General features: G+C 65.7%; 7 protein-coding genes. 1 reads left to right on the plus strand and 6 read right to left on the minus strand.

The genetic code is table 11. The features are described 5' to 3' along the window. Window positions 1–9: 9 nt before the first annotated feature. The 5 genes from QN085_RS14325 to mnxG all read right to left on the minus strand — a co-directional run bounded on the left by QN085_RS14325 (window position 10) and on the right by mnxG (window position 10,901). Window positions 10–1,500 (minus strand): cytochrome c/ABC transporter substrate-binding protein, encoded by a 1,491-nt coding sequence (locus QN085_RS14325; RefSeq protein ID WP_169774727.1) that lies wholly within the window; start codon window positions 1,498–1,500, stop codon window positions 10–12. A gap of 239 nt (window positions 1,501–1,739) precedes the next feature. Further along, window positions 1,740–2,405 carry an SCO family protein gene (locus QN085_RS14330; protein ID WP_023662894.1) on the minus strand — a complete coding sequence of 222 codons (666 nt, stop codon included), beginning with the start codon at window positions 2,403–2,405 and terminating at the stop codon, window positions 1,740–1,742. Continuing rightward, window positions 2,402–3,058 carry an SCO family protein gene (locus QN085_RS14335; RefSeq protein WP_013972869.1) on the minus strand — a complete coding sequence of 219 codons (657 nt, stop codon included), beginning with the start codon at window positions 3,056–3,058 and terminating at the stop codon, window positions 2,402–2,404. Before QN085_RS14335 ends, QN085_RS14330 begins: the two co-directional genes overlap by 4 nt. Then, window positions 3,055–5,031, minus strand: a complete 1,977-nt coding sequence (locus QN085_RS14340; protein ID WP_041505903.1) for a YncE family protein — start codon at window positions 5,029–5,031, stop codon at window positions 3,055–3,057. Before QN085_RS14340 ends, QN085_RS14335 begins: the two co-directional genes overlap by 4 nt. Window positions 5,032–5,051: 20 nt before the next feature. Further along, window positions 5,052–10,901 carry a manganese-oxidizing multicopper oxidase MnxG gene (gene mnxG / locus QN085_RS14345; protein ID WP_041505902.1) on the minus strand — a complete coding sequence of 1,950 codons (5,850 nt, stop codon included), beginning with the start codon at window positions 10,899–10,901 and terminating at the stop codon, window positions 5,052–5,054. 640 nt (window positions 10,902–11,541) lie between these two features. On the opposite strand from mnxG, the gene QN085_RS14350 reads away from it, so the two are divergent. Beyond that, on the plus strand, window positions 11,542–11,808 hold the full coding sequence (locus QN085_RS14350) for a hypothetical protein (RefSeq protein WP_023662334.1): 267 nt from the start codon (window positions 11,542–11,544) through the stop codon (window positions 11,806–11,808). Window positions 11,809–12,231: 423 nt separating this feature from the next. Here the strand turns inward: QN085_RS14350 and madM are convergent, their stop codons facing one another. Then, window positions 12,232–12,996, minus strand: coding sequence for a malonate transporter subunit MadM (gene madM, locus QN085_RS14355; protein WP_024087229.1), 765 nt, complete (start codon window positions 12,994–12,996; stop codon window positions 12,232–12,234). Between the last annotated feature and the right edge of the window lie 2 nt (window positions 12,997–12,998).

Raw genomic sequence — 12,998 nt, forward strand, 5'->3', positions numbered from 1 at the left:
AACCTCCGCTCAAGGGCTGTCCGGCAGTGGCCGGTACGGGGTGACCGCGGTGAAGCGCGGCCCGGGCAGGGCCACCGCCACCACATGGGCACCGGCCATGCCCTGGCGGCGACCGGGGCCAAAGCCCAGGGCCGGGGTCAGGCCGGTGGACACATCATGCAGGCCTTCCAGCGCGGCAATCAGCTGCTCGCGGCTGGTGTCGCGGCCTGTCTGCTTCAACGCTTCACTCAGCAGGCGCAGCGCGCACAGGGTGTTGACCTGCAACGACGCCTGGCGAGGGTCGAGGCCCTGGCGCTGCTGCAGGCCGGCCAGAATCGCCTGGCCCTGTTCGGTCCAGTCCCCAGGCACGTAGGGATAAGCCAGGAACACCCGTTGCGACCAAAACTCGGGCAAGCGCGCCACGGCGCCGGTCACCTGGCTGGAGGCGGCAAACAGGTATGGCTGGCGGCCGGCTGACTGCAGCGCCGAAGCCAGTTCGGCAAAGGCCTGGGCACGGCCGAGGAAGACAATGCCCTGCCCGTCCACGGCCTGGCCAGCAAAGGCCTGGGCCGCAGGTGGTGACCAGCCCTGCTGCTGAAGGCGTTCGCGCACCTGTTCGGCAAACGCCGCTTGTTCATTGCCGGCATACACCACACGCAGGTCGTTGGCAGCCAGCCCCAGTACCGTGCGGGCGTGGCCGGCCAGGCTCAGCAATTGCGCGGGCAAGCCGGGCAACGGGTCAAAAATCTGTGGGCTGCCGCCGCTGCGTGGGGTGCTGCCGATCAGCGGTACATTGTGGGGCGCCAGCAAGGTTGCCAGGCGCTGGTCGAGCATGGGTGCCAATGGCGCGATCAGGGCGAACACCTGCTCCTGCTCCAGCAACTGCTTCAGCGCCCGTTCGGCGCTAGCCGGGTCGGATCCCGGGTCGAGCACCACCAGCTCCAGGCGTCGCCCGTGGATGCCACCCTGCTGGTTGAGTTGCGTCAGGCCGTCTTCCAGCACCGCACGCACCACCTGCCCGGCCTCGGTCAGCGGGCCGGATGCCGGGAGCAAGGTCCCCAGGCGCAGCACGCCCTCCTCCACGCCGGGGTCGCGCTCCTGGGCCAGGCGCTTGAGGTAGGCCGTGAGGTTGCGCTGGTCGGCCAAGGTGAGTTCGAAGCGCGGCATGGCCGGGTCCAGGCGATTGCCTGCCGGGTCGACGCCGTGCTGAATCGCCCGGGCCAGGCTGCTGTCGGTGTAGGCCGGATAGCGGCGGCCGTTGACCTCGCGTTCGCCCTGGCCTAGCGCCAGGCGCTGCCAGTCGAGGCTGGGCGGGCGTACGCCCCCTTCGGCACGGCCGCGGCCATCGTTGCCGTGGCAGCTGGCACAGGGCAGCACGCTGGCGGGGACCGTCATGTCGCTGGCACCGACCCGGGCCTGCAGTTGTGCGTCGCTGCTAGAGACGCCCTGGCGGTAGAGGTGTTTGCCGGCTTGTTCATGTTCGGTCAGGTCCAAGGCAAAGGCAGAAGAAAAGTGTGCCATGCCGAGCACGAACGCCAACCAGATCGCAAGCCCTGTGGGAGCGGTCTTTGTGGGAGCGGCCTTGCGTCGCGAAAGGGCTGCGCAGCAGCCCCGGCGATAGTTGCACCAACCCAGATAACGGGGAGCGCTGCGCGCTCCTTTCGCGACGCAAGGCCGCTCCCACAAAGACCGCATCCACAAAGCGAGTTCCCAGAGTGGCAGATGCCACAGAGGCCAATGCCGCAGGGATCGCATGATACTCACCGCCCTGCCAAAGGCAGTGCCAGCAACTGCATGCGCTGGGCAATCGCCGCCGGCGGTGCATCCGGGCGGATCTTGCTCCAGCGCTTGCCGGCCACATCGCCGGCAATCAGCTGTGTCGAATGCTGCTCGGGGCTGGGCAGGAACTGGCCGATACGCCCGAGCACCAGGTCGACATTGGCCTTGTCACCGGTCAGGAACAACCAGTTGGGCCCATCCACGCCCTGCTTCCCGGCAAACGCCTTGAGCACTTCGGGGGTGTCATTGAGCGGGTCGCTGCTGATCGACACGAAGGTCACCTGGCTGGCCAGCTGCGGCCCCATTGTCTCGCGCACTTCGCGCAACTTGCGGGTAATCAGCGGGCAGGCGTCGGTGCAATGGGTGAAGATCACGTTGAGCATCACCACCTTGTCCTTGAGCACATCGCTGTAGAAGCGCAGCTCGCGGCCATTCTGGTCCTTGAGCACAGTGTCGGTGAACCAAGCCTGGGCATCGCGGGTACCGCCGCCACTGGTCATCGCCTGCGGTGCCGGCTGCGGTTCTGGCGCCTGCGGGGCATGGCCATCATGGGCGAACGCCACCGAGGCGAGGATCCACAGGCAGCCACCCAGCATCAGCCAGTCAAGACCGCGCATGCCTGCGCGGCGGGAGCTTACCAGGCTCATGGTTGCACCTCGTGATGGTCGGCAATCGCCGTGCTCTTGGCATGCACCCGGCGGGCGCCCAGGCGGTTGATTTCGTCGATCAGCACTGCCGGGTCGGTGAAGCCGTAGTAGCGCGTCCAGTGGCCGGTGCGCCCGTCCCCCACCAGGATCAGCGGCGGGTGCTGGCTGAGGTCGGCGCTGAAGCTGCCCAGGCCCTTGAGGGTTTCGCTGATGGCATATGGCGTGCCGGTCAGCCAGCTCCAGCCCGGCCCCTTCTGGAAGGCCTTGGCGTAGTCCTGCAGGCGCTTGGCGTCGTCACGTTGCGGGTCGACGCTGATCGATACCAGGTGAATGTCTTGCCCCACCCGGCCACCCAGTTGCTGCTGGACCTTGCCCATGATCGACGACACCACCGGGCACACCGTGGTGCAGCTGGTGTAGATAAAGCCCATGACCACCAGGTGGTCGCCTACCAGGTCTTTTTCCAGGCGTACCGGCATGCCGTCCTGGTTCAGCAGCGAGACATCGGCAAAGCGCACGCTGGCCTTTTCCTGGCGCGCCGCTGGCGGCTGTTCGGCGTGGCCGTTATGGTCGTGGCCGCCATGGGCCAGGGCCAGGTTGCCGGCAAAAGCCAGGCTCAGGGCCAACAGTGTGCAAACATGCTTGGCGTTCATCGCAGATTCCTCACGTCATTATCGGAAACGGTGGACGTTGCGGCCGGCAGCACGCGCAGGCTGGTGTAGTTTTCTTCGGCGAACTTGCGCCCCAGCGACGGCGACTGCACGTGCAGGTACCAGGCACCAGCTTCGGGCAGGCTCAGCGCTGCCTGATAGATGCCCTCGCCCACCTCCTCCAGCTGCAGGTTGCGTGGCATCGACGAAGGCGCCAGGAAGTAGCGCAGGCTCAGGTCGCTCAGGCCCAGGCGCGGCAGGCCGTCGTCGCCGACGATGCGCACCCGTGCGGTCACGGCGCTGTGCTGCGACAACGGCCGGTCCAGGCCGATGAACTCGGCATGCGCGCCCTTGCGCTTGCCGGCATTCGGCGCTGCGATCACATCGGTGCTGAAGCAGTGGATGATCTGCGGCTGGTTGAGCAAAAAGGCCACGTCGAACTTGCCGGCGGCGGGCATCTTCACCGTCGAGCCATACACGCCCGGCGCCAGTTCGCGCAGGCTGCGGTCGACGACGATGGCGGCACGGGCCTGGTGGCCACGGTTGTTGTAGCCGGACATCGGTGCGTTCATGCCTTCGGCGTAGAAGTAGGTGGTGTTGTCCACCGGGTTGACCACGAACACCGAATTGTCATCGCGCGACACCGACAGCCCCTGAGCCAGCGGCAGGTCGCCAGCCTGGCGTGGCGCCGCCGGGCCGGCCTCGAAGCCCTGGATGATCGGCGAACGCCCGTCGCCCAGGCTGGCCAGGTTGATCATGCTCACCTTCGGTGAAGCCAGGCCGCGCACGTAGGCATAGCCCTTGGTGAAAGTCAGCTGATACGGTTCGGCCGCCACCGGGATCCGGTGGATCAGCTTGTCGGTACTGGCGTCGATCACCAGGGCCTGGTTCTCCAGGGTGTTGAGCACGATGCCGTAGCGGCCATCGCTGCTGAAACGCATCGGCCCCAGGCCCTGCTCGGCCTGGACCGTGTGGCGTAGCTGGTGGTTGCGGGCATCGAACACGCGCACGCTGCCCTCCTCGCCATCGACCACGTACACCGCCTGGGACAACGCCGAATAGCTGACCGACAGCGGGTGCGGGCCAACCTTGATGGTCTTGGCCAGGCGCATTTCCGGGATGTCGATCACGCTCAGGGTGCCGCTGTCGCGGTTGCTGACATAGGCGTAGCGGGAGTCACCACTGAAGGCGATTTCGTGGTGGCCGCCGCCGGTGTTGAAGGTTTTCAGGGTGTTGCGCCCCGGTACGTCTATCACCGTTACCCCGCCCTTGGCCGGGTCGCTGCTGTTGTTGCCTACCCAAAGCCGGTGCTGGTCCGGTTGCAGGGCCACGCGCAGCGGTTGGTCGCCAGCGTCCAGGTCGGCCACGCGGGTGAAGGTCTCGGTGTCGATCACCGAGACCTTGCCGCGCTCGGGAATGGACACGAACACCTGCCTGTCGTCAGCGGTGGCTACCCAGTCCATGGGCTGCCCAGGCAGGTCGATGCGGGCCATGGTGCTGGTCACGCCGCCCACCGATACGGTCGGGTCGATCACCGTCAGGCTGGCGTCCTTGTTCATCATCAACAGGAAGTAACTGTTCAGGTCGAGCAAAGGCCGCGCGCCAATGCTGCTTTTGAGGAACAGCGCGACACGGGCCTTGCAGCTCTGGTCGCGGTCGCCCTCCGGGGCCGACTGCGTCGGGTCGAGCCACGCCCCCGGGGCCATGCCCGACAGCGGTTGGCCACTGGCCTGGTCGCTGACCTTGAAACGGATGTTGGCGAAGCTGCCCTCCTGCAGCTCATCCCCCGCCAGCGGCCGGGCCTCGAACTCCACGGTCACACCGTCGCGGCTGAGCCGGTGCGGGGCCTGCGGGTCGGCAGAGCCCTGCAAATACTCGCGCGGATCGCACCACAGGCTTTCATAGGCCACGCCCAGGCCGATCAGCGCTGCCCCCAGTGCTACCCCCATGCATGCAAGGCGGGTCTTCTTGTTCATTTTCGCGCCCCCATTTACCGTCACTGCGCCGGTGCCGTTGCCGGCGGCGCTTCATTGGTCACCCGCAAGATCCCCCACAGCCCCGAGAGGTTGCCGTAGGCGGCGTAGTCGCGGAACAGGTAGTCACCCGCCACCGCGTTGGCGCCGCCGGCACTGGGCAGCATGAAGCTGAAGTGCGCGGCCGGCAGCACGCTTTCCTGGGCACCGATGTACATGGCCATCGGGTTGTAGCCGAAGCGCACCGAGCCGATGCCAGGCAGGCTCAGCGGGTAGCCGTCCACGTCGTTCTTCTCGGCCTGGTAGTTGTGCAGCGGCCACAAGTGGCCATCCAGCTGGTAGACCATGCCGCGGCTGCCACCACTGGGCATCACGATATGGTTGCGCACCGGCTGGCCGGGCTTGGCGTACAGCACCGGGGTTTGCGGGTCGCCACCGACCAGGGCGTTGGCGTAGGCCATGTGGGCATTGGGCACATCGCCAAAGCCCAGGCCACCGGCGCGGCCGAAGGGTGAGTCGGGGGCCATGCCGAAGCGCAGCCACAGGGGTTCGGTCTTGTAGTTGACCGCCATGTTGCCGTTGTCCTGCGGGTCGCCGGCGGCGCCGTTGCCTTCGGTATTGATGCCCTCCACCGGGCGGCCGTCGGCCCAGCGCATGTTCAGCGCACGCTGCCAGACCGTGACGAAGTCGCGGTAGTCGGGCTGGCCGGTGACCTTGACCGTGGCCTGGGCCCGTGTTGCGCTGTCCTCGGTCCAGGTGGCGGTCTGTGGCAGGATGCTCATGGCACCCACCAGGCCTTTCTGCGGCTGCTTGATGAAGTCCGACGGGGTCAGGTTGAGGCCGCCGAACTCGATGGCCGTGGTGTTGATGTTGTCCACCGTGCGGCCCAGCTGCGACACCGGCTTGCCTTCACGCTCCAGGTGGCCGGCATAGTACTGGTAGGTACGGGTCGGCCAGGCGCCACTGGTGCCGGCACGCGGGGCTACGGTCTGCACCGGGTTGAGGCCGACGTTGGCGCCATCGGACTTGGTGATGTCGTAGGCCAGCAGCTGGGCATGCAGGCCCACGTGGCTGGACGGCCGCATCAGGTTGTTGGCAAAGGCGGTGGCACCCTCGCTGTCGAAGCGGTCACGCTTGACCACGTTGTGCATCACCGCAGTGCTGGGCAGGTCCGGCATCACCAGCGGCAGGCGGTTTTCCAGGGTGATGCTGATGCACTCGCCGGCATTGGCGCGCAGCACCAGCGGCTCCACGGGCACGCCCGCCTTGAGCTTGCCGGTGGTGGCATCCAGGTCGGCCTTGCGCACGTACAGGATCGCGGTCGGGTCGTGCAGCGGCGCGCTGTGGCCACCAATGGTGAAGGGTTCCCCATCTTCGGGGTCTACCCCACTGACCAGCGGGATGGCGGTCTTGCGGCTGTTGAACACCAAGGTGCCGCCATTGGCCTTGAGCGGGCCACCGACATGCTGGCCGACACCCGCCGGGTCGTTGATGCTGACGCCGTTGCGGTTCTCGAGGATGTCGTTGGCCAGTGCCGCGACGATTTCGTAGCTGCGCTTGACGGTCGGGCGGGTGCCGATGCCGTTGGGGTTGGCCGTGGTTTTCGGGCAGATGCCATCAAAGTTCACGGTGTTGCGCATGGCCACCGGCTGCGGGTTGTTGGGCAGCGGGAACAGGTCGGCACGCTGCGCGGTGTAGTTGCGCATGATGCCCCAGATGCCGTTCCAGTAGCCCTCCAGGGCCGCATCCAGGGAATACAGGTAGTCACCGTTGGTGGCCGCCGAACTGGAGATCATCGACACCGGCGCCATGAAGCCCAGTTGCTCGGAAATACCGATCATCTGCGATGACTTCCAGCCCGAGTTGGAGCTGTTGCCGTAGCCAGTGCCGTTCTGCAGCCACTTCACGCCATGCAAGGTGACGTTGTGCTCCTCTTCATGGCCGCCGGCGTGCATGCGCAGGCGTACGTTGTCACCGGAGTAGGTGCGCAGCATCGGGGTAAAGGGGTCGCCCGGTTCGCTGCCGGCCGCGTTGATGTGCGGCGGGAACAGCGTGGTGCCGCCGGTGGGGCCCACGGCCGAAGTAATCGCCGACGGAGCCAGGTTCATGGCCGGAATCGCCCGGTCGGTACGGGTTTGCAAGGCATAGCTGAGGTCGCCGGCCAGGCCGTCGGCCTGCATGCCACGCTTGCCGTCCGGGCCGACCTTGTTCGGGTCGTACACACGCAGGGCCAGGGGCTCGTTGCGGTAGTTGACGACGAACATGCCCGGGTCATCCACCGAGATTGCCTGCGGGCAGGGCCGGCTTGGGCAGCCCGGGTTGATGCCGCCGCGTTCCTCTACGATGGCCTCCAGCAGGTTCGACGCCTTGCCGCGCACCGGCGGGTTGATGGCGTAGCGGAAGCTGTCGGCGGTGGCCGGGTAGGACTGGGCATTGGGGATGCCGTCCGGCCCGGCGCCGACGTACACACCGGCCTCGTAGGCGTGCTGGAAGTCGCTGTATTCCAGGAAGAACTCGCGGTAGCTGTCGTTCTTGCCGTCACCATCGTGGTCACCGGTCTGGATCACCGCCTGCCACGAGGTCGGGCCACCGTCCTGGCGCGTGGCCGGGTTGTACAGCTTCTCGCCGGTTTCGGCGTGGTACCAGGTGGAGTTGGCCGGTTCGGCCAGTACGGTGGCATACAGCCCAAGCTGCTGGTGGGTCGATGGGCCGAGGTGGTCGTGGGTGAAGATGGTGCCCAGGCCACGGTCGACGTTGTACACGTTCACCAGCGGGTCGGCGAACCAGCGCTGCATGGCCGTGCGTGCGCCCAGCCAGTCGGCCCGGCCGAAGCGGCCGAAGTATGGGTGCTGCCGGGCTTGCGGGCAGGCGGCGGTGCCGTCGCGGCTATCGCCTTGGGTGCAGCCGTTGTAGGCACGAATGGCCTGCACCCGCTCGACCACGCTGCCGGGCGAGAGGATGCCGTCTTCGTAGTTCCAGCCGTTGGCCGAGCCGTCGGCGGCGGTCAGGTCCCACTTGGGCAGGTGGATGTGCTGGCCGATCACGTCGGTCGGGGTGCGCACCTGGTAATCGTCCATCTCGTAGATGTTCGGGATCAGGTTGGTGTGCTGGTACATGGTGCAGTCGAAGGTGTTCATGCGCATCACCAGCGGCTCTGGCGGGCGCTGCTTGGTGATCACCGGCCAGGCGTCCTCCCACAGGGCGATGATGCGGGCCTGCGGGAAGTGGTAGCCGACCTTGTTGTACACCGCGTCGAACTGGATGTTGGCGCCCTTGTAGATGCGTGGGTGGTCGGCGGTGAAGGCCGAGGAGCCCCGGAAGTTCAGGCCCGAAAGGCTTTCGCCGCTGAAGAACTCGCCTACCCCGGAAGATTGGGTCAGGCGTTTGCCCCGGTCATCCATGCATGGCTCGTAGAACGGCGCGCCGGCAGTCGGCAAGGCGCCGTTGGTGCGGAACGCCTTGGCCACCGGCTGGCTGCCGGGGATCAGGGCAAAGCTTTGGTGTTCGGCCTGGGCATGGAACTGCATGGCCGCCTGCTCGACATCGGTGCCCTCTTCCGGCAGGTAGATGGGCTTGGCCTTGTGTACCACCTTGGTGAAATCGAGCTTGGTGGTGGTGGTTTCGGCCTCGCCGCCTGCAGATACGCCGTCCAGCGCGTGGCGCCCCAGGCCGCCATCCCAGCCATCGACCTGGTTCGGGTCAAGGTTGGCCCACAGCGCCTTGCCGCTTTCCTTGAGCTGGCGTGCCATGACCGGGTCGAGCATGTCCAGTGGCGGGGTTGGTGGGCGGTTGCCCACGCTGCTTTCCATGCCGCCGATCCAGAACGGATAGCCAGGGTTTTTCAAGGTGCCGTCGGCGTTGCGGTTGGCGTCGCTGCGGTCGACCAGCGCCAGCGAGCCGATGGCCTTGCGAACCGGTTCCTGATTGGCTGGCTCTTCATCCTCTTCTTCCTCGGGCTCGTCGTCGTCATCATTGGCGGCAACCAGCGCTTCGGACAGCTTCGGTACCACCACCACCTTGCCTGGCATCGGCGCCATGGCCTTGCCGGGCAGCGGCACGATGGCCGGGATCGGCGTACCCGCAACGATCTCGCCATCGGGCAAGGCCCGCGCGCCAACCGCCGGCTTGCCGCTGCGCAGGGCGAACGGGGTGCTGTGGAAGCCGTTCTCGCCCTGCCCGCTCACTTCCAGGCGGGTGCCTTCCTCGAACACGTCGTGCACCCGCCACATGGCCCACATGCCCTGGGCGAAGTGCGGGTAGAAGTGGCAATGGTAAATGGCATCGCCCGCCACCCGGTTGCGGTTGCCCGCACCGCCGTTGGCGATTTCGTAGGTGTAGCCGACCCCCGCGCCGATGCCCTGGGCATCGATGTAGTCGGAATTGTCGTCATTGGGGTTGAACAGCCACTGGTGGCCGTGCAGGTGGAAGATGTGCTGTTCATGGCCGTTGTGGGTGTTGCGGAACTTGGTGAAGTCACCGATGTAGCTGTGGTGCACGTTGGCCGGTTCCGCCGGGAACAGGGCCATGCTGGCCTTGACCCCGACGGCACTGGCCGGTGGCACCTCGCCAGGGCGAATGTGCTCCAGGCCGACGTTGGCCGGCACGTCCACCAGGGTACCGACGTCACCGACAGTGTGCGCACTGAGGAAGAACTCCTCATAGGCACACGACAGGCAGTCGTGCATCGGCCCCACGCCCAGGCGGTTGGCCACCACTTCCGCGCCCATGCCACCGGAACCGTAGTTGATCATGAACGAGTCGCGGGTGGGTTCCAGTACGTGGCCCATCACCGGGTCGGCCCAGTAGCCCGGGAACGCCTGGGTGCCGGCGACCTCGTCGGCGAACTGCGAGGCAAAGTCGCGGAACGCCTCCAGGCGGTTGGGCAGCGCCGGGTTGCGCTTGCCCAGGTTTTCCAGCGGGTAGGTGGATTTGGGGAAGCTGCCATCGGGGTTGGGGCCCATGACGATGGCATCGGTTTCGCTGTTGATGATTTCGTTGCCGTCGACCATGGCAATGATCGGTTTGCCGGCCTTGCCCTCGGCGATCCAGGGTTGCATTTGCGGGTAGCGGGCTTCGTAATCGATTACCGGCTGGCCGGTGGCGGTGCGGCCGGTGGTGGCCAGGCGCATTTCTTCTTCGGTGAGGGTATTGCGGTAGGTGCGGCCGAGCTTGGGCACTACCACTACCTGGCCGAACAGGCCGTTGGCAACGTTGCCCGCAGTGCCCTCGCCGCCGAAGGTGGCGGCTTTGCTGGTGGCGGCAAAAGCGCCTTCGCGTTCGGCGTACAAGGTATAGCTGCGGGTGCTGCCGGGGCTGACGAAGAAGTTGCCGTTACGCCCGGTGTAGGCCGAAATGTCGGCGATGCTGTTGACCGCCTGCATGCCGTTGACCTGGAAGCCGACCATGCGTTCGGCCACTTGTTCATCGGCGACGAAGCCTTCGGCGGCTTCATTTTCGAGCTCCGGCCCCTCCTCTTCGCCCTCAGGCTCTTCGGCCTCGATGCCGTCCTTGTTGGGGTTGGCCTTGTAGTCGAGCAGGTTGGTCAGGTTGACGGTAAGGCATTCACCGGCGGCCACCCGCAGCACGATGGGCCGCGGGCGCTTGTCCGGGCGCAGGGTGACCTTGCCCGGTACCGCCGCCCCGCCGCTGCTGAGGGGGACCATCTTGTCGTCCACCACATCCTCGCGCAGGGCGAACATCATGCCGTTGGCGTTTTGCGCGCCAAGGCGGTTGAACATCAGTGGCTGGTCCAGCGCCACAACGTTGGCGACCAGGGTGCGCTGGCACTGCACGGCGGCTTCGCTGGTCGACTCCCAGCCGAGCAAGGCCAGAACGAGTGATGACAGGATGGGGCCTTTGAGTGGCATGGACATGCTGCACCTCCGGGACACAGGATCTCTGCGTGGAGCTGGAGCAAGGTGCATGCCAGGAGCAGATTGCTTTAATTTTCAGTAGGTTGCAGCGGCAAACGAAACAGATTGGGGAGGATTCCCCAGCGGCTTTCCCCGAAACGGGGGGTGGGTTGCGGGTGCTCGTCACAAGATTTTCAGTGCCTGGGAGATCGAGCGCCGCGCGGGCGGCGCTCGATCTCCCAGGCACCGACAATGTAGTGCCGGACACATGTTAGCCATGACTCCAACCTCTCGCCCTACACCCCACAGCCAACAAAGCCAACAAAGCCATCACCTGTAAGACATTTCTGAACATGAAACCAAATGCTTCAGAATGAACCCGCTTAGGAATTATCCTACGCGCGCTGCCGAACTATCGCTGTTGTCGGGGAAACACCTCACGGATAACGTTTCCGGGTCGCTCCGGTGACCGGGCATGAGAACCCGACAGATAAGCTAGCAGCACCTCTATGGTGGCCGTACGTGGGCGGGCTTTCGCCTGGCCGGGTCTTTGCTAGCTTCTTCTCGGCTTTCTCACACCCGCGTACGGCTGCCACCTTCAATCCATGAGAAAGATTCAGGTGGTAGTTCCATTCCTCTAAGTAGAAGCTGGAATTACATAATGAAAAAGCTTGTCCCCGACCCACCCGTCAAACTGACGTCCCGCCCCTTCTACACCATCAACCAGGACATGCCCTCGGTTGACGCTCTGATCCACTCCCTTCAGCTGATGTCTGGCATCGAAGATACGCTGGACGAATTCATCTGCGCCAACGCCGGCGAGCCCGGCATCAATATGTTGGTCAATGCGGTGCATCATGTTCAGATGACCAAGGCCCTGACAGAGTTGCTGTTCCACCGGCAGGCCGGGGATATCACCTGGCATTGAAGTAGAGTCGACTGGCCTCATCGCCCGGCAAGCCAGCTCCCACAGGTACAGCATTGCTCTCGAGGTTATCGCTGTACCTGTGGGAGCGGCCTTGTGTCGCGAAAGGGCTGCAAAGCAGCCCCAGCAACTTCAACTGTTGCGCATCAATCCTGGGGCCGCGTTGCGGCTATTTCGCGACACAAGGCCGCTCCCACACAGATCGCGCCACCTTTTGGAATTTGAGCAAGACAGTTGCTCCCAGGTACTGCGCATGGCTTGAAACCGATGCGGTCGGTGTAGGAGCGGCCTTGTGTCGCGATGGGGCGCGCAGCGGCCCCCAAGATCTTGGCTGCGGTGCGGATATCGCTGGGGCCGCCGCGTTGCGGCCCGATCGCGACACAAGGCCGCTCCTGCAAGGGGTCTGCGCAGTCCAGCAGATTGTTGTCAACCGACCAGGGCGCGTACGCAGAAGTACAGGATCGACGGGCCCATCAGGCAGCCCAGCCCGGTATGGAAGGTGGCTGTCAGCGCCCCGTACGGCACCAGGCGCCGGTCGGTCGCCGCCAGCCCGGCCGTCACCCCCGACACCGTCCCCGCCAACCCGCCGAACACCATCGCCGAACGTGGGTTGTCCAGCGCCAGCAGGCGCGCCGATACCGGGGTGAACACCATCACCAGGATCGCCTTGATCAGCCCGGTGGCAATCGACAGCGCCATCACGTCCGAGCTGGCCCCCAACGCTGCCCCGGTCACCGGCCCGACGATATAGGTCACCGCACCCGCACCAATGGTGGTCATGCTCACCGCATCACGGTAACCGAAGGCGTAGGCCACCGCAGCGCCGACAATGAATGGCAGCACCGTGCCGAGCAGCAGCGCCACCGCGCCGATCATCCCGGCCCTGCGCGCCTCGGTGGCCTGCACCTCGAAGGCCGTGGCGACAATGGCGAAGTCGCGTAGCATGGCGCCGCCCATCAGGCCGATGCCGGAGAACAGCGCCATGTCGGCCAGGCCTTTCTGGCCACCGGTAATGGTGCCGCCGACCCAGGCCAGCACCAGGCCGATGACGATGGCGATGGCCGAGCCGTGCACGCGGCCGAAGGTCAGGTACTTCGACAGCACCACCGACAACCACATGATCGCGCCCACCACCGCAAAGGCAGTGATCAAACCGTTATGTTCCAGGGCATTGTCAATGATCGGCCACATGA

The organism is Pseudomonas sp. M2(2023) (assembly GCF_030263955.1).
Taxonomy (GTDB): Bacteria; Pseudomonadota; Gammaproteobacteria; order Pseudomonadales; family Pseudomonadaceae; genus Aquipseudomonas; species Aquipseudomonas asiatica.